At 59.8% G+C, this 15,127-nt stretch carries 18 protein-coding genes; 8 read left to right on the top strand and 10 right to left on the bottom strand.

Annotated features, from left to right (window positions below; translation table 11 throughout):
* Window positions 1-14: 14 nt before the first annotated feature.
* Window positions 15-191: a hypothetical protein gene (locus PSJ8397_RS17010; protein WP_159453103.1), complete on the bottom strand. Its 177-nt coding sequence runs from the start codon at window positions 189-191 to the stop codon at window positions 15-17.
* A 165-nt stretch (window positions 192-356) separates the two neighbouring features.
* Between PSJ8397_RS17010 and PSJ8397_RS06750 the strand changes: the two genes are divergently transcribed.
* From PSJ8397_RS06750 to PSJ8397_RS06720, 7 genes are all read left to right on the top strand, one after another.
* Entirely contained in the window at window positions 357-1,280 is a 924-nt protein-coding gene (locus PSJ8397_RS06750; protein WP_085863827.1) for an AEC family transporter, read from the top strand.
* Window positions 1,281-1,303: 23 nt separating this feature from the next.
* Entirely contained in the window at window positions 1,304-2,002 is a 699-nt protein-coding gene (locus tag PSJ8397_RS06745; protein ID WP_085863826.1) for a nitroreductase family protein, read from the top strand.
* Complete coding sequence (gene fghA / locus PSJ8397_RS06740) at window positions 2,002-2,829, top strand: S-formylglutathione hydrolase (protein WP_085863825.1); 828 nt, start codon at window positions 2,002-2,004, stop codon at window positions 2,827-2,829. Before PSJ8397_RS06745 ends, fghA begins: the two co-directional genes overlap by 1 nt.
* Before the next feature lie 70 nt (window positions 2,830-2,899).
* Complete coding sequence (locus tag PSJ8397_RS06735; RefSeq protein ID WP_085863824.1) at window positions 2,900-3,346, top strand: YaiI/YqxD family protein; 447 nt, start codon at window positions 2,900-2,902, stop codon at window positions 3,344-3,346.
* Between the two features lie 49 nt (window positions 3,347-3,395).
* Window positions 3,396-4,016 (top strand): HAD family hydrolase, encoded by a 621-nt coding sequence (locus tag PSJ8397_RS06730; RefSeq protein ID WP_085863823.1) that lies wholly within the window; start codon window positions 3,396-3,398, stop codon window positions 4,014-4,016.
* Window positions 4,013-4,930: an ornithine cyclodeaminase family protein gene (locus tag PSJ8397_RS06725; RefSeq protein ID WP_085863822.1), complete on the top strand. Its 918-nt coding sequence runs from the start codon at window positions 4,013-4,015 to the stop codon at window positions 4,928-4,930. The genes PSJ8397_RS06730 and PSJ8397_RS06725 overlap by 4 nt, the downstream gene beginning before the upstream one ends.
* Window positions 4,927-5,862 (top strand): alpha/beta fold hydrolase, encoded by a 936-nt coding sequence (locus tag PSJ8397_RS06720; RefSeq protein ID WP_085863821.1) that lies wholly within the window; start codon window positions 4,927-4,929, stop codon window positions 5,860-5,862. The genes PSJ8397_RS06725 and PSJ8397_RS06720 overlap by 4 nt, the downstream gene beginning before the upstream one ends.
* Window positions 5,863-5,885: 23 nt before the next feature.
* On the opposite strand, the gene PSJ8397_RS06715 is transcribed toward PSJ8397_RS06720, so the two are convergent.
* Window positions 5,886-7,139 (bottom strand): MFS transporter, encoded by a 1,254-nt coding sequence (locus PSJ8397_RS06715; protein WP_085863820.1) that lies wholly within the window; start codon window positions 7,137-7,139, stop codon window positions 5,886-5,888.
* 147 nt (window positions 7,140-7,286) lie between these two features.
* On the opposite strand from PSJ8397_RS06715, the gene zapE reads away from it, so the two are divergent.
* Window positions 7,287-8,363 (top strand): cell division protein ZapE, encoded by a 1,077-nt coding sequence (gene zapE / locus PSJ8397_RS06710; protein WP_085863819.1) that lies wholly within the window; start codon window positions 7,287-7,289, stop codon window positions 8,361-8,363.
* Window positions 8,364-8,375: 12 nt separating this feature from the next.
* On the opposite strand, the gene PSJ8397_RS06705 is transcribed toward zapE, so the two are convergent.
* The 8 genes from PSJ8397_RS06705 to PSJ8397_RS06670 all read right to left on the bottom strand — a co-directional run bounded on the left by PSJ8397_RS06705 (window position 8,376) and on the right by PSJ8397_RS06670 (window position 15,118).
* Window positions 8,376-9,296 carry a LysM peptidoglycan-binding domain-containing protein gene (locus tag PSJ8397_RS06705; RefSeq protein WP_085863818.1) on the bottom strand — a complete coding sequence of 307 codons (921 nt, stop codon included), beginning with the start codon at window positions 9,294-9,296 and terminating at the stop codon, window positions 8,376-8,378.
* A gap of 21 nt (window positions 9,297-9,317) precedes the next feature.
* Window positions 9,318-9,956, bottom strand: coding sequence for a rhodanese-like domain-containing protein (locus PSJ8397_RS06700; protein ID WP_159453102.1), 639 nt, complete (start codon window positions 9,954-9,956; stop codon window positions 9,318-9,320).
* Window positions 9,957-10,218: 262 nt separating this feature from the next.
* Window positions 10,219-10,797, bottom strand: a complete 579-nt coding sequence (locus PSJ8397_RS06695) for a rhodanese-like domain-containing protein (protein WP_159453101.1) — start codon at window positions 10,795-10,797, stop codon at window positions 10,219-10,221.
* Window positions 10,798-10,986: 189 nt separating this feature from the next.
* Window positions 10,987-11,523 carry a hypothetical protein gene (locus PSJ8397_RS06690; protein ID WP_143515388.1) on the bottom strand — a complete coding sequence of 179 codons (537 nt, stop codon included), beginning with the start codon at window positions 11,521-11,523 and terminating at the stop codon, window positions 10,987-10,989.
* The gene (locus tag PSJ8397_RS06685; protein WP_085863815.1) at window positions 11,520-12,788 is read right to left on the bottom strand and encodes a bifunctional folylpolyglutamate synthase/dihydrofolate synthase; all 1,269 of its coding nucleotides are present in this window, start codon (window positions 12,786-12,788) and stop codon (window positions 11,520-11,522) included. Before PSJ8397_RS06685 ends, PSJ8397_RS06690 begins: the two co-directional genes overlap by 4 nt.
* A gap of 78 nt (window positions 12,789-12,866) precedes the next feature.
* Window positions 12,867-13,262, bottom strand: coding sequence for a hypothetical protein (locus PSJ8397_RS06680; RefSeq protein ID WP_085863814.1), 396 nt, complete (start codon window positions 13,260-13,262; stop codon window positions 12,867-12,869).
* On the bottom strand, window positions 13,259-14,197 hold the full coding sequence (gene accD / locus PSJ8397_RS06675; RefSeq protein WP_085863813.1) for an acetyl-CoA carboxylase, carboxyltransferase subunit beta: 939 nt from the start codon (window positions 14,195-14,197) through the stop codon (window positions 13,259-13,261). Before accD ends, PSJ8397_RS06680 begins: the two co-directional genes overlap by 4 nt.
* A 60-nt stretch (window positions 14,198-14,257) precedes the next feature.
* Window positions 14,258-15,118 carry a CPBP family intramembrane glutamic endopeptidase gene (locus tag PSJ8397_RS06670; RefSeq protein ID WP_085863812.1) on the bottom strand — a complete coding sequence of 287 codons (861 nt, stop codon included), beginning with the start codon at window positions 15,116-15,118 and terminating at the stop codon, window positions 14,258-14,260.
* Between the last annotated feature and the right edge of the window lie 9 nt (window positions 15,119-15,127).

The following is a 15,127-nucleotide window of genomic DNA, read 5'->3' as shown; positions in this document are numbered from 1 at the left end:
AGGAAGGCGTGGCGTCACTCCTGCGTGATGCAGGTTTGAGTGGTGGATGGGGTCAGGCATGCGGTGCCCTTCGTGACATCCTCGGTCGAAGGGAAGGTCAGCGTGGGTAAGGTAAAGGCCATCGGCCCCGCAGAGGCCGCGCCCCCAACCAGCATCAAGGCCGTCGCAGCTGCAATCAAAGAACGTGTCATTGTATTTCCTTTCGGTTTTCCATGTCTCTTGAGGCTTAAATAAACTAAACAGTTCGGTTTACAACAGAAAAGTGAACCGATCGGTTCATTTCTTACAAAGTGCGGACATATCCTTCCCTTGAAATTCGGGTTCCGCGTTCCCGCGATGGGTGCTACGGCTATGAAATGTGGGACATCTTTCTTCAGACCTTGCCATTTTTCGCCTTGATTGGGCTGGGCTATGGCGCAGGGCGCACTGGCTTTTTCACACCTGAGGCGACAGCCTATCTGACGAAATTTGTCTTCTACTTCGCCCTGTCGGCCATGCTGTTTCGCTTTTCCGCGAACCTGTCGCTGTCGGACATTTTCGATTTGCCGTTTGTGCTGGCCTACCTTTGGGGCACGCTTTTTGTGTACCTGCTGGCGACCGCCGTAGCCTTGGTGCGCCGCCGCGGCGTTGAAGAGGCCGCGATCGAGGCGCAGTGCGCTGTCATTGGAAATGTGGGCTTTCTGGGCATACCGATGTTGGTTTTGCTGTTGGGTGAACGGGCGATTGGTCCGGTGATGCTTGTGCTGTCCGTTGATTTGATCGTCTTCGGGTCGCTGGTGGTCATCCTGATCACAGGATCGCGCGATGGGCGGATGTCGTTGGGCATCTTGCGCACCGTCGGTTTGGGGCTTTTGAAGAACCCGATGATTGTATCGATCAGCCTTGGTCTAATGGTGTCGGGTGCGGGATTACCGATCCCGAAACCGGCCAATGAATTTCTGTCGATCCTCGGAGCTGCGGCCACCCCCGGCGCGTTGTTTGCCATTGGTGCGTCCTTGGCGACCAAATCGGCGGAAAAGGTTGCCGTGGCGGGGTGGTTGTCTTTTGCCAAGCTGGTGCTGCACCCCGCCGCCGTTGCATTTGCCGCGCTGGTCATGTTGCCGGTCGATCCTTATGCCGCAGGCGTCATGATCGCCGCCGCTGCCTTGCCTGTTGCGGGAAATGTCTACATCTTGGCGCAACATTACGGGGTCGCGCCTGCGCGCGTCTCTGCCTCTATTCTGATTTCGACAGCGGCCAGCGTTGTAACGGTCTCTGTTGTGATCGCCGCCATCAGCTAGTTGACCGTCCATAGGATCATGCCATGACCGAACAGACCCCGCCCACCTATCAGGCCCTGCCTTTGCCGGACCGCGCCGATTACGACGATGCGCAAATGCAGGCCGAGGCGGATCGGTTTTATGATCATGTCCGCACCCGCCATTCCATCCGCGACTACATCGATCGGCCCGTGCCAAAACAGGTCATCGAGGCCTGCGTGCGTGCCGCCGGAACAGCCCCCTCAGGCGCGAACCAACAACCATGGCATTTCGTGGCCATCAGCGATCCAGAGATGAAGGCGCGCATTCGCAAGGCCGCTGAGGATGAAGAGCAAAAATTCTACGGCGGGGGCGGCGGGGATGCGTGGCTGAAGGCATTGGAACCCATCGGCACCGACGCCAGCAAACCCCACCTGGATATCGCCCCATGGCTGATCGTGGTGTTTGCCCAACGCTGGGGGGACCGGAACGGCGAGCGTGTGAAACACTACTACGTCCCCGAAAGCGTCGGCATCGCCACGGGAATGTTGATCACGGCGCTGCACACCGCAGGGCTGTCCTGTCTGACGCATACACCCAACCCGATGAAATTCCTCAACGACCTGTGTGACCGACCCGAGAATGAAAAGCCCATTATGATTCTGGCCGTGGGCCACCCCGCCGACAGCGCGACAGTGCCCGCCGTGGCCAAGAAAAAGAAACCGCTTGATGAGATTCTGACGACATACGAAGGGAAGGCCTGATGGAAACGCTATCGGAGAACCGCAGCTTTGGCGGCACGCAAGGGGTCTACAAGCACATGTCGATGGCAACAGGCACGAACATGACGTTCGGGCTGTTCTTGCCGGCTGAGGCAGCGGACGGTCCGGTGCCGCTGTTGTGGTTTCTGTCAGGCCTGACCTGCACCCACGAAAACGCAATGACAAAGGCGGGCGCGCAAGCATGGGCCGCCGATCACGGGATTGGCTTGTGTTTTCCAGATACATCGCCGCGCGGCGAGGGTGTGCCAAACGACGACGCCTATGATCTGGGCCAGGGCGCCGGGTTTTATATCGACGCGACCCGGGTGCCGTGGTCCGAGCATTTCAAAATGTGGACCTATATCGCGGAGGAGCTGCCACACCTTCTGGGGGCAAATTTCGCCCTCGACATGGACCGTCAGTCGATCACCGGCCATTCGATGGGCGGTCACGGCGCGCTGACGATGGCGATGGCCTTGAAGGGTCGGTTCAAGTCGGTCTCGGCCTTCGCACCTATCTGCAACCCCACGCAAAGCGATTGGGGGCGCAAACAATTCGCGGCCTACTGGGGCGATGAGGCAAACTGGGGGCCACACGATGCAACGCTGTTGATGCAAGGCGGCGGGTTTGACGGCCCGATGTTGGTCGACACTGGAACCGAAGATCAGTTCTGGGATCTGCTGGGAACAGAGGCCTTTGCAGCAGCTTTTACAGCCCGCAAACAAGAGGGTCAGCTTCGGCTGCAAAAGGGGTACGACCACAGCTATTTCTTCATCTCGTCGTTCATGGAAGATCACATCGCTTTCCACGCGGACGCCTTGTGGCACTAGCGCGGCACGATCCGACCCTGCGGGCCGACCCGCACCGCTCGGTCGCGCGCAGCGCGGTTGGGCGGCGCATATGATTTACGTTGACGCAGATGCCTGCCCCGTAAAGGCAGAGGTTGAAAAAGTTGGCACACGGCATGGCGTGCAGATGTTCATTGTGTCCAACGGCGGGCTGCGCCCCTCGCAGAATCCGCTGGTTGAAACGGTCATTGTGCCGGACGGCCCTGACGTGGCCGATATGTGGATCGCCGACCGGGCCAAACCGGGCGATGTGGTCATAACCGGCGACATCCCCTTGGCTGCAAAATGTGTCGAGGCCGGCGCCCGTGTCCTCAAACACAATGGCGAGGCTTTGACCCAAGCCAACATTGGAAATATCCTCGCCACCCGCGATCTGATGGCAGATATCCGCGCCGCTGATCCGTTCCGCACAGGCGGCGGCAAGGCCTTTTCCAAGGCGGACAGATCGCGGTTTCTTGATGCGCTGGAACGCGAACTCAGGGCGGCAAAACGTCTTTGAACGATGTGCAAACCTGATAGTCTGCGCAAAACCAAGGGGACTGTCTGATATGACCGAACGTGCTGTCGTCTTTGACATCGGAAATGTGCTGATCGAATGGCAACCTGAACGGTTCTATGATGCCGTGATCGGGCGCGCGCGGCGTGAGGCCTTTTTTGCTGCCATCGATCTGCACGCCATGAATGATCGCGTGGATCAGGGACAGCCTTTCGTACAGGTCATCCGCGATGTGGCAGACGCCAATCCTGATTGGGCGGATGAGGTGATGATGTGGCACGATCGCTGGATCGAAATGGCGGCCCCCGCAATCGACCAGTCTGTGCGCATTTTGCGGGCGCTGCGGCGGGCGGATGTGCCTGTTTTTGCGCTGTCGAATTTCGGGATCGAGACATTTGAGATCGGCGTGCGGGAATACCCGTTTCTCGAAGAATTCGACCGCCGCTATATCTCCGGCCACATGGGCGTGACCAAACCCGACCCTCGGATTTATGAGATGGTTGAGGCCGACTGCGGCATATCCCCATCCGGCCTGCTGTTTGCCGATGACCGGCAAGAGAACATCGACGCCGCCGCCGCCCGCGGGTGGGGCGTGCACCTGTTTAAGAGCCCGCAAGGCTGGGAAGATCGCCTGATTGCCGAAGGGTTGCTGGCCGAAGGGGGCGCCACATGACACGGATGATTTCGTTTGAACAGGGTGATCCCGCGCTGGACTGGTTGGCGCTGACCGATGCGTTGGCGGCAGGACATAACTTGCCGAAAGGCACGGTCGAGGACGTGTTTTTGTATCGCGATCCCGACACATTGCTGAACCGCTCTGCATGGATCGACGGGCTGGGGCTCGCGATCAAATGCGCCACAATTTTCCCCACCAATCGCGACCGTGGGGCACCCATGATCAATGGCGCCGTGAACCTGTTTTCCGATGTCGACGGTGGGCTTGAGGCGATTGTTGATTTTCACCTCGTGACCAAGTGGAAAACAGCAGGGGACAGCCTGCTGGCCGCCCGCCGGTTGGCCCGTCCTGACAGCAAACGCATTTTGATCGTCGGCGCGGGCACCGTAGGCCGCGCGTTGTGGTCCGCCTATGGCGCGGCGTTTCCCGATGCAGAATTTACGGTTTGGAACCGGTCCCCGGACGGCGCGCAGGCCTTCGTGAAGGAGTGTCCCGGCACGAAAGTGTCAAGCGATCTAGAGGCTGCGGTGAAGGCTGCCGACATCATCACCTCAGCCACGATGACGACAGATCCCATCCTTCAGGGCGCATGGTTTCAGCCCGGTCAGCACATCGACCTGATCGGCGCCTACCGCCCCGACATGCGAGAGGTCGACGATGCCACTTTGCTCAAATCACGCCTCTTCGTGGACAGTTATGACACGACTTTGGGCCACATTGGTGAACTGAAGATCCCACTCGCCAGCGGTGTCATCAAAGCCGCCGACGTGGTGGCGGATTACTATGATCTGGATGCGTTCAAACGCGGGTCAGATGAGGAAATCACTTTGTTCAAAAATGGTGGTGGAGCACATCTGGATTTGATGACCAGCCGCCACATTCTGGATGTCATTGAGGGGCAGACCGTATGATGGGGTGGCTCCTGCCGTTGATCGTTTTGGCGGGCGTCGCAGCCATGCCGTTTCTGGCTGAGGGCAGACGTCAAAGCGCAGAGACGTTCCGTGATCGTGCGCCCGGGCGGTTCGCGAAACTGAGCGCCGGTGTGACGCATTATCGCTGGCTGGGTGCGGCGCGGGGGCCCGTGGTTGTCTGTGTTCACGGCCTGTCAACGCCAAGCCCCGTGTGGTACGCACTGGCCCAGCACCTGGGACAACTGGGGTTTCGGGTTTTGGTATATGACCTTTATGGGCGCGGCTTTTCCGATGCGCCGAAAGATGCACAAACCTCCGAATTCTTTGCGCGCCAGCTGGATGATCTTTTGGTGCACCAGCAGATCAATGACGATGTGACAGTGATCGGGTTCTCTATGGGGGGAACGATCGCCGCAGGCTTCACAGCGCAGCATCCGGATCGTGTGCGCAGATTGATCTTGGTCGCGTCCGCAGGGGTCTGGATGCGGCCCGATCCTTGGGTTGAGGCGGCCTGTGCCTTGCCGGTTGTGGGCGCGTGGATTCACCATATTATCGTCGCGCGCCGCGAACGTCGGGCGCTACAGGCGCATTTGGGCCAGCCGTTCGATATCCCCGGTATTATTGAGGCACAGTTGGCCGAATATAACAGCAAAGGCTTTTTGCCCTCGCTTCTGTCGAGCCGCCGCAACGTTCTGTCCGAAACCCAAGAAGAGGCCCAGCGAAACATTGGCCGCGCGGGCGTTCCTGTCGTGGGCATCTGGGCGGAACGGGACACTGTTATACCTCTGAAATCCTTGGGCACACTGACGCAGTGGAACCGCAGCGTCCGGCAAGAGGTGATCTCAGACGCGGATCATCGTGTTCTGTACACGCATTCAGCTGAGGTGGCCAACCTACTGACGCAGATCTTGCGAGAGGACGTCAGCCATTAACCCCCCCCAAGGCCGGAGTATGTCTAGGCCGTGGCCAGCGGCGGTGTCCTACGGTTCTCTCGTATCGGCAAATGGATGATCGCGGAAAATGCGCCGATGGCCACACCAACCCACCACACCGCCGTGTAGCTGCCGTAGGCGTCATAGAGACGTCCGCCCAACCAGACCCCCAGAAACGACCCCAGTTGGTGTGAGAAAAAGACGATCCCGTAAAGTGTGCCCATGTAGCGCAGCCCATAAATGTGCGCGACCAACCCGCTTGTCAGCGGAACGGTCGCCAGCCAAAGCGACCCCATGACGATCGAAAAGAGGATCACGGTTGTGGGGGTGATCGGGACGGCGATGAACAGGGCCGCCGCAATGGTCCGTCCGGTATAGATGCCCGCCAAAAGGTATTTCTTCGAATACCGTTTACCCGCCCAGCCCGCCAACAAGGTGCCTGCGATATTGGACAATCCGATCAGGGAAATGGCAATGGCGCCCAAGGCCGATGTGGTTGTGATGCCGACGGAATGCAGCGCGCCGCCAGGCAAAATCGGGCCGCACATCTCGGTGATCATGGCGGGGAAATGCGCTGTGATGAAGGCCAGTTGATACCCGCACGAAAAGAAGCCCAGAAAGATGAGGGTGTAGGACGGATCCGAAAAGGCGCGGCGGATGACCTGACCGATGGATTCTTCAAGCTCAGCCTTTGAGGCAGCGTTGGGCGCTTTCATCATGGGCAACGTCAGCAGGGAGGCCAAAACAAGACCCGCAAAGACCAAGAACACGGACTGCCAAGACATCAGTGTCAGAAGGTATTCGGCCAGCGGTGCACCGAAGACCTGACCGGCTGACCCCGCCGCAGTGGCCACGGCCAGCGCCATGGACCGGTGTTCGTCTGAAGCGGCGCGGCCCACGACGGCGAGGATGACCCCAAACCCCGTGCCCGCAATGCCGAACCCCACCAGCCATGCGTACGTCTGGTGCCCAATAGGAGAGATCGAATTGGCTGACAGAACCAAACCCACGGCATAGATAACAGCACCCAGAATGATCGCCTTACGGTCGGTCAGCCGTTCGGCAAGGGCCCCAAAAATCGGCTGGCCGATGCCCCACGCGAGGTTCTGGATCGCGATGGCGAGGGAAAATTCCGCCCGTGCCCAAGCGAACTCTTCTGCGATTGGAATTTGAAAGACACCGAAGGATGCGCGTACGGCAAAGCTGATCATGATGATGATACAGCCTGCCACGAGGACAGGGGTCACAAGGTTCGGTGTCTGCGTGCGCGTCGTCATGGCCGCACCGTGGCGTCTGGGTGCAGGCGCGTCAATTTTCTTTACACGTTGCGGGCTAAAATTCCGGAATTTTAGCAAAACAAAATTCTGGAATTTTGTTGCCTCCGGCGGGGATATTTCTGAAACAAAGACAAAAGAGGGGCCACCATGCGATCTGTAATGGAAGAATACGCGGCGCGCGTCGCAGCAGGGGATTTGACCGAAGACCCCGTCCAGCGGGCCGCGTTGCCTGAAATGGACCGAGTGCGCCGCGCCGTTCTGGACGCGCCAGAGGCCCCCAAGGCTGGCTGGTTTCGCAAGGCCACGCCCGCCCAAGGACCAAAGGGGCTTTATCTTTGGGGTGGCGTCGGGCGTGGAAAATCCATGTTGATGGATATGCTCTATGATTTGATCGAAGTCCCCAAGGAACGGCAACATTTCCATGCGTTCATGCAGTGGGTCCATGGCGCAATTGCGACGGCCCGTTCGGATGGCGTGGACGATGCCATTGCCCCTGTCGCGGCCGATTTGGCGGGTCGGGTCCGATTTCTGGCGTTCGACGAAATGCAGATCAGCGACATCACCGATGCAATGATCGTTGGGCGTTTGTTCGAAGCATTGTTTGCCGCAGGCGTCACGGTGGTGACGACCTCCAACAGGGTGCCTGACGATTTGTATAAAGACGGCCTGAACCGACAATTGTTTTTGCCATTTATTGCGCTGCTCAAGGAAAAGATGGTGGTCCACGAATTGGCCAGTGACACCGATTACCGGCAAGGCGTTTTGGCGGGAACCCCAACCTATTTTACACCTTTGACGGCACAGGCGCGGGCTCAGATTGATCAGGTGTGGGATGACCTTACGAACGGAGCAGCACCCCCGCTGACGTTGCGGGTCAAGGGGCGCGATGTGGTGTTGCCGGCCTTTGCCAATGGTGTGGCCCGCGCGCGGTTCCGCGACTTGTGCGGCACGCCCTTGGGTCCTGCGGATTATCTGGCCGTCGCCGCCGCTGTGCGTGTTTTGGTGCTAGAGGACATTCCAACCCTGGGGCGCTCCAACTTCAACGAAGCCAAGCGGTTCGTGACGTTGATTGATACGCTTTACGAAGGCAAAGTGCGGCTGATCGCGTCCGCAGCCGCCGTGCCCGAGATGTTGTACCTCGAAGGCGAAGGGGTGTTCGAATTCGAACGTACGGCCAGCCGACTGCGCGAAATGCAAGGCGCGGATTGGGGCCGGTCAGCCTAAGGGGGCTGGTCGCTAGGCTTCGTCCAACTGCGGGATCACCAGCCGTTGACCGACGCGGATGCGATCTGGGCTGGACAGCAGCCCCCGGTTGGCCTCGAAGATCGCCTCAAAGTGTTCGATTGAGCCAAAAAACTTGATGGAAATCGCCCCAAGGCTGTCGCCGCGCTGAACGGTATAAAACCGGGCCTGCACGGTGTCGGTGGCTTGCTGGACGATGCGCACTTCCATGCCGTCCACCTCATCGGGGGAGACATCGGGGATCGCAGGGGCAGGGCCGCCAGCTGCAATCTGGGCCTGTACGATGATGTTATCCAGAAGGACGTGTGTGTCGACGCGCCCATCGGATGTCACAAGGATTTCAGGCACTGCCACGGTGCCCGCTGCGGCCGCCTCGTTCACCATGGTGTCGATGTCTTCGTCACTCGTGCCCGACCGCAAGGCCGCCACCACGATCGCCTCAAGCGTATCGCGTTCCTGCAAGACCGAACGTTGACCGGTCGCGGCCTCAATCCCGGCCAGAATTTCCGAGGTCGATTCGCGCAGCACTTGGCTGTTGGTCGTGACAGGTTCCACACCGGCAAAGCCCAGTTCCGCCAGCACGTTGTTCGTCATGTCATTCAGATGCGTGTCGTCGGTATTGGGCCGGGCCACGTCAACGCGGCGCGGCGCATCAATAAGACCCGTGTCTGGGTCCGTGATCAGCGGTGTGGTGGCCGCCAGTGCCGCATCCACCACAGAGGTGATATCCGGCGTGGCCGCGCGCGTGGCCTCGGTTGCGATATCCTCGGCTACATTGGCCACTTCTGGGGTGACCTCTACGGGGGTGCCTAGGCGGTCGGCCACTTGGGTGTCATCGCCTCCAAACGGGCGAAAGACGATCAGGGCACAGACAAAAACGGCAAAGGCGGTCAGGGCAACAACGATACGGATCATGGAATGAGAACTTTCAGTGCGTTAGCCGTTGGGCGACAAAAGAATGGACAGACCGACAGACAACCAAGCCTGCAGCCCGCCACGGTAAAAGCGGAGTTTTGACGGCGGATAGCCCGCCTCGATCAGGTAAGAAATGGCGTCAGGCGCGTCAGACGACCAAGCGCCGCCGCCATAGAACGTCAGATCCATCGCGCCATCGAAAGTCATCGTTTCGTCGTTGATGTCGACAGCGCCCAAGGCCCGCAGGATGTCTTTGCGAAACCGGTTTTCAGCGGACAATGTGATTGCGGGAATGTTGACAGACCCAGGGATTGCGCCTGTGGCGTAGTCGTCCGACGCGCGGGCATCAATCAACAGGCCACGGCCTTCGGTGACAGCGGTTTCGAGAAACGCCAGAACCTCAAGCTCACCCAAGGTTGCAACGCCGGTTGCCGCGACCATCGGCTGCAGACAATCAGGCGGGCACGCACGAGAGGTCCGGGCAAAGTCGCCAGTGATCACAGCAGAGGTGTCGGGGTTGCGAATGACGGTAAAGGTTTCACCGTTCAAGGTGAACGTGCTGGACCCTTTGAACGTGGTGATGCGCACGTCTTGCGCGACAGCGGCGGTGCTCCATGCCAAAAGAACGGCTGTGATAGCTGCGACTGCGGTGTGTCCCATATGCCCTTCCTTTTGCTTCGACGTCTTGCGCGCCATTGTGCTCTGCCCGTGTGGGCTGTGAATTCGTGGGGCGCGCCTGCTGGTTTTTCGCGGTGGTCCGGGCGCGCCCCAAGACGGCCACCGTTGCCTGTTGAAACAGAAGGACGAGCCCAAGGCTCGCCCCCCCGCCCTGCCAAGATCGTATCGCACCATGGGGTGCGGTGTTGCGTGTCGCGTCAGGCGGGCAAGGCCTGATGCGAAGTTGGGGCGCGCCACATGGGGGTCATTGCGCGGCCCGTGTTGTTGTCAGACCCAAGGTCGTCCAGACCTGCATGCCGCCACGGTAATAGTGGATCTTGTTCGCAGGATATCCCGCAGCCAACATGTCTTGGATAAAAACGGGGGCATCCTGGGTGGCGGGGCCGTCGTCGTAGACGACAAGGTCCATCGCGCCTTCGAAGTTGAAGATGCCTTGATATTGCTCAGCGCCAAGCGCCATGAGGATTTCATCGCGAAAGGGGTTGGTTTCGGCCACGGTGGCCGACGGGATGTTGACGGAGGCGGGGATATACCCCGCGCTGCGGTCTTCGGGCAGGCGGGCATCCACCAACAGACCGTCGCCATTCTCCAGCGGGCCTGACATGAATTCGATCACATCAAGCTCTCCCACTGTGGCGACGTTGCGCGCCGCCGTCATGGGCGACAGGCAGGGCTGCAGGCAATCTGACAGCGCACGGCTGACCACGTCAAAGCTGGTGTCGGGCAGCACAGACGACCGGGAGATCGTGATTTCCTGACCGTTGAACGTAAAGACCGCGTCGTCAGTCACGGGCAGGGATTGCGCAGCCGCGGCGCTGGTCACTGTTGTCAAAATGCACGCTATACTTGCGCGTTTCATCTTCCGTCCCCCAACGACGTAAGCGCAATATCTGGTGTGACGGCTGGCAGGCCTGCGCTCAAATAGACTTAAAAACAAGATATAGAGCGAGAACGAATCAGGCGTCAAAGGAAAAACGAATCTGGTGATTCGATTTTTTGGAAACTGTCGCGTTCAACTGGCTGAGGATCGCGGGGTGATCAGATGCCCAAGCAAGGGCGCACCGCCGCAATCAAGGGTGGTGCTGCCTGCAGGAAAGACAGGAAAGCGCGTGTAGCGGCTGATCATACTGTCGGTGCGCCAGACGTTGTTGACGCAAAGATCCTGCGCGTTGGTGCCGGAATTGAAGCCAAACCCCGGATCTCCGCAATCATCCGCGCGCCCGCCCGCGTTCCACGCCTGGCCTTTGGGGCTGTCGTGCATACCGCCGGTGGGAAAAACCATCCCGCGCGGATCAAAGCTGAGGTTCCAAGAGGTCTCGGGCGTCAGCTGGCTCAGATCCCAAGAGCCAAGAAACACATCGTCCTGAAACCCTTGAATGAAAAACGCGGTGACGTCGTTGTGCGTCAAAAGCGGGCGGTTCAACAGCGCATCGGGCACCGTCATGGATCCTTCCATGCGATATCCATTGTCGCCGTCCCAGCAGAATTCGAAATCCGCAGCCTGCGCGGGCAGGGCAAAGGCGCACAGAACGGCAGCCGCGCGGATCATGTGTTTTCCCGCAAGACGTGGCCCGCAAAATACAACGATCCGCAGATTAGGATGCGCGCATGGGGGGCTGTGTCCGTGATCGCGTCAAGGGCTGCGTAAAGGTCCGGCGCTGTCGTCGCGGCGATCCCTGCTGAGGTTGCCGCGGCAGCGGTGGCCTCCGCAGGCAGGGTGTTGGCCTCACCGGGGATTGAGACCGCCGTGAGAGTGGCCGCATGGGGGGCAAGCGACGCCATAAAGCCTGTCACGTCCTTGGTGTTCAGCATGCCGCAAATCAGGTGCGTCGGCTTTACGGGCAAAGCCGCCAGCGTCGCGGCGATGGCATGGCCCGCCGCTGGGTTGTGCCCGCCATCGAGCCAAAGCTCGGCAGGGCTGCAGCGATCCACGAGCGGGCCGCTCGTGACCCGCTGCATACGTGCAGGCCAAGTGGCGTTGGTCATCGCGGCCTCGCAGGCCAGCTCATCTGCGCCAAGATGGCACAGAGCGGCCAGCACCGCGCCCGCGTTCTGGATCTGGTGAGGGCCAGGCAGCGCGGGCAGCGGCAGATCGAGAAGTCGCGTTTCGTCTTGGTAGATGAGGCGGTCGTGTTCGCGGGTGACGTGGAAATGTTGGCCGTGGGCAATAAGCGGTGCAGTCTCGCGCATGGCTTTGCGTTCAATCACCTCCATCGCGGTGTCATGTTGGGGGCCCACGATGACGGGGGTTTGCGGTTTGATGATGCCGGCCTTTTCACCCGCGATGGCCTCGATCGTGTCGCCCAGGAATTGTTGGTGATCAAGGTCCACGGGGGTGATAATGCTTAGGCGCGGGGTCATGACGTTGGTGGCGTCCAGGCGCCCGCCAAGACCGACCTCAAGCAGCGTGTAATCTGCGGGCGTTTCGGCGAAGGCCAAAAGGGCCGCCGCCGTTGTGATCTCAAAATACGTAATGTCGGCGCCATTGTTGGCGACATAGCACCGGTCCAGCGTTTCGGTCAGCGACTCTTCGGTGATCAGCGTGCCCGCCAGCCGGATGCGTTCGTGAAAGCGTGCCAGATGGGGGGAGGTATAGGCGTGAACCTTTGCGCCCGTGGCCTCAAGCCCCGCGCGGATCATTGCCTGCGTGCTGCCTTTGCCATTGGTGCCTGCGATATGGATGACCGGGGGCAAGCGGTCCTGCGGGTTGCCCAAGGCATCCAGCAGGCGCCACATCCGATCAAGCGTAAGGTCGATGACCTTGGGGTGCAGGGCCATCATGCGGTCTAGGATCAGGTCGGAGGATTGGGGCATGATCAGGGGCCTTTGGAGCGAGAGGAGGGCGGCCCTCCGGGGGGAGTTTTTAGGGTCAGATGAAGCAGGCCCGGCGCATCAGGCCGCAACCTTGTTTTTGTGGATCAGGACAAGCAGCGCAAGCCCTGCAGTGATATCGAGGCTGGCGCAGAAAGCAGGCCACCAATGAGGGCCGGGATGGCCAGTGAAAAACAGAACGCCGTCAAGCGCACCGTGGGCTATCAGCAGACCGGCCAGAAACCGCGCGCTGGTTCGAAACCCGAACGCAGCTAGGGCTGCGAAGGCGATAAAGATAAGGCTGTGCAGCGCGATGGTGGCATTGCCCGCCCCGGCCTGAAAGGCGAATACCGGCCAGAAAAAGGCCACGGCAGCCACCAGTACCGCAAGACCGCTGCGTTCCTTGAGGGCCCCGATCCAGTACAGGCTGGCAACAATAGCGGCCCCGGCGGCAGTGCCACCCTGCAGGGGGATCATGACGTGCTGTCTTCGCCTTTTACAGCCTCAAGCATATCCTCGGCTTCGGTTATGTCTGGTGCGGGCAGATCGCCAGTGATTGCGGGGTCCAGGCCCATCAGCATGCGGGTGATTGTAATCAGCTCGTCGCGCATCTTGCCACGTTCTGTGACGCGGTCCAGCATACCGTGATCGAGCAGGTATTCCGCCCGTTGAAACCCTTCGGGCAGTTTTTCGCGGATCGTTTGTTCGATAACGCGCGGGCCAGCAAAGCAAATCAGGGCATTGGGTTCAGCGATGTGGACATCTCCCAGCATGGCATAGCTGGCTGTGACACCCCCCGTGGTCGGGTGGGTGAGGACCACGATGTAGGGCAGGTTCGCTTCTTTCAGCATTTCGATGGCCACGGTGGTCCGCGGCATTTGCATCAGGCTGAGGATGCCTTCCTGCATCCGTGCGCCGCCTGCAGCGGTAAACAGAATAAGGGGGCATTGACGCTCTACCGCCTTTTCAGCGGCCGCAATGATGGCGTTGCCCACATACATGCCCATCGACCCCGCCATAAAGCTGAAGTCCTGACAGGCGGCCACAATCGGCGTGCGCCCCATGTCGCCGGTGCCGACCAGCATGGCCTCTTTTTCATCCGTTTGCTTTTGCGCGGCCTTCAGGCGATCGGGATATTTCTTTTGGTCACGAAAGTTCAGCGGGTCGGCATTGGGGACGGGCACGTCAACTTCGGCAAAGGCGCCGCCGTCGAACAGGTTTGCGAACCGGTCCCGTGGGCTGATCTGCATATGATGGCCGCAAGACGTGCAAACGTTCAGGTTTTCGGCCAGTTCGCGGTGAAACAGCATCGTGCCGCATTCGTCGCATTTCGACCACAGGTTTTCGGGCACCTCACGGCGCGAAAAGATCGAATTGATGCGCGGGCGGACGTAGTTGGAAATCCAGTTCATGGGGGCCTCGATATGACGTTGCGTTCAGATAATCAGACGGGGGCTGAATTGCAATCAACGTCAGCGGCGGATGGCCAGTCGCGCTGTCAGCCAAAGACAGAGGAGGAACAGCGCCTCAAACGGGATCCATGGCTCCCACGGTTTTCCAAAGGTCGGCCAAATATAAAGCGCCGCGCCATAAAGCCAGTCGTCCGCGGCGACGACAAGCAGCGCCGATATGTTGTTGACGAAGTGGATGGCCAATGCAGGCCCAAGGGTGCCATGCCGCGCTGTGACATCTGCGCAAACAAGCCCAAGGCCGGTGGCCCAGACGACGTAAGCCCAGGCAGAATAGGCAGGCTCGGTCCCGTCATAATGGATCAGGCCAAACAGCACCGACGGGATCAGCATCCAGATCAAGGGGTGACGGCTCAGTGCGGCAAGGTGGCTTTGCAGGTAGCCGCGAAAGACCAATTCCTCGGCGCTGATTTGCACGAACAGCAAAGGCAGGGTGGCGGGTAGCAACAGCACCCAATCCACCAATGCAAGGTTTTGATAGACCTGCGGCCCGCTCACCGCAGGGATCACCAACAGCGCGTAAAGGGGGATCAGGTAGAGACCAATTTTAAGACCTGCGACGATCGCTGTGGCAGGCGGCCCAATGAGCGTGCGCAGGGGCAGGCCATGCAACATCCGCATGAGACCCCACAAGAGCGCCACATAAACCCCAAAAAACGCGAGGTTCCACCGAACCCCTGCAGGGGTCGATCCTGCAATCAGGGCGTCGGCCAGTGTTGGGTCATTCAGGACGGCAGTGCTTTGATACCAAACAGTGACAAGCGGGGTGACGATGATGGCAAAGCCGAAATGCAGAACGGCCATCGCGATGATCACATAGACCCAGTTGGCGGTCGGCTGAAACGGATCCGCCAATATGCGCATGGCGGGATA

It is taken from the genome of Pseudooctadecabacter jejudonensis (genome assembly GCF_900172275.1).
In the GTDB taxonomy this organism is placed as follows: domain Bacteria; phylum Pseudomonadota; class Alphaproteobacteria; order Rhodobacterales; family Rhodobacteraceae; genus Octadecabacter; species Octadecabacter jejudonensis.
This window is presented reverse-complemented; position numbering and strand designations above follow the sequence as displayed.

Excerpts from the sequence above, each read along its gene's own strand:
- PSJ8397_RS17010 (WP_159453103.1), bottom strand. The coding sequence starts at position 191 with ATGACACGTTCTTTGATTGCAGCTGCGACGGCCTTGATGCTGGTTGGG.
- PSJ8397_RS06750 (WP_085863827.1), top strand. The coding sequence starts at position 357 with ATGTGGGACATCTTTCTTCAGACCTTGCCATTTTTCGCCTTGATTGGG.
- PSJ8397_RS06745 (WP_085863826.1), top strand. The coding sequence starts at position 1,304 with ATGACCGAACAGACCCCGCCCACCTATCAGGCCCTGCCTTTGCCGGAC.
- fghA (WP_085863825.1), top strand. The coding sequence starts at position 2,002 with ATGGAAACGCTATCGGAGAACCGCAGCTTTGGCGGCACGCAAGGGGTC.
- PSJ8397_RS06735 (WP_085863824.1), top strand. The coding sequence starts at position 2,900 with ATGATTTACGTTGACGCAGATGCCTGCCCCGTAAAGGCAGAGGTTGAA.
- PSJ8397_RS06730 (WP_085863823.1), top strand. The coding sequence starts at position 3,396 with ATGACCGAACGTGCTGTCGTCTTTGACATCGGAAATGTGCTGATCGAA.
- PSJ8397_RS06725 (WP_085863822.1), top strand. The coding sequence starts at position 4,013 with ATGACACGGATGATTTCGTTTGAACAGGGTGATCCCGCGCTGGACTGG.
- PSJ8397_RS06720 (WP_085863821.1), top strand. The coding sequence starts at position 4,927 with ATGATGGGGTGGCTCCTGCCGTTGATCGTTTTGGCGGGCGTCGCAGCC.
- PSJ8397_RS06715 (WP_085863820.1), bottom strand. The coding sequence starts at position 7,139 with ATGACGACGCGCACGCAGACACCGAACCTTGTGACCCCTGTCCTCGTG.
- zapE (WP_085863819.1), top strand. The coding sequence starts at position 7,287 with ATGCGATCTGTAATGGAAGAATACGCGGCGCGCGTCGCAGCAGGGGAT.
- PSJ8397_RS06705 (WP_085863818.1), bottom strand. The coding sequence starts at position 9,296 with ATGATCCGTATCGTTGTTGCCCTGACCGCCTTTGCCGTTTTTGTCTGT.
- PSJ8397_RS06700 (WP_159453102.1), bottom strand. The coding sequence starts at position 9,956 with ATGGGACACACCGCAGTCGCAGCTATCACAGCCGTTCTTTTGGCATGG.
- PSJ8397_RS06690 (WP_143515388.1), bottom strand. The coding sequence starts at position 11,523 with ATGATCCGCGCGGCTGCCGTTCTGTGCGCCTTTGCCCTGCCCGCGCAG.
- PSJ8397_RS06685 (WP_085863815.1), bottom strand. The coding sequence starts at position 12,788 with ATGCCCCAATCCTCCGACCTGATCCTAGACCGCATGATGGCCCTGCAC.
- PSJ8397_RS06680 (WP_085863814.1), bottom strand. The coding sequence starts at position 13,262 with ATGATCCCCCTGCAGGGTGGCACTGCCGCCGGGGCCGCTATTGTTGCC.
- accD (WP_085863813.1), bottom strand. The coding sequence starts at position 14,197 with ATGAACTGGATTTCCAACTACGTCCGCCCGCGCATCAATTCGATCTTT.
- PSJ8397_RS06670 (WP_085863812.1), bottom strand. The coding sequence starts at position 15,118 with ATGCGCATATTGGCGGATCCGTTTCAGCCGACCGCCAACTGGGTCTAT.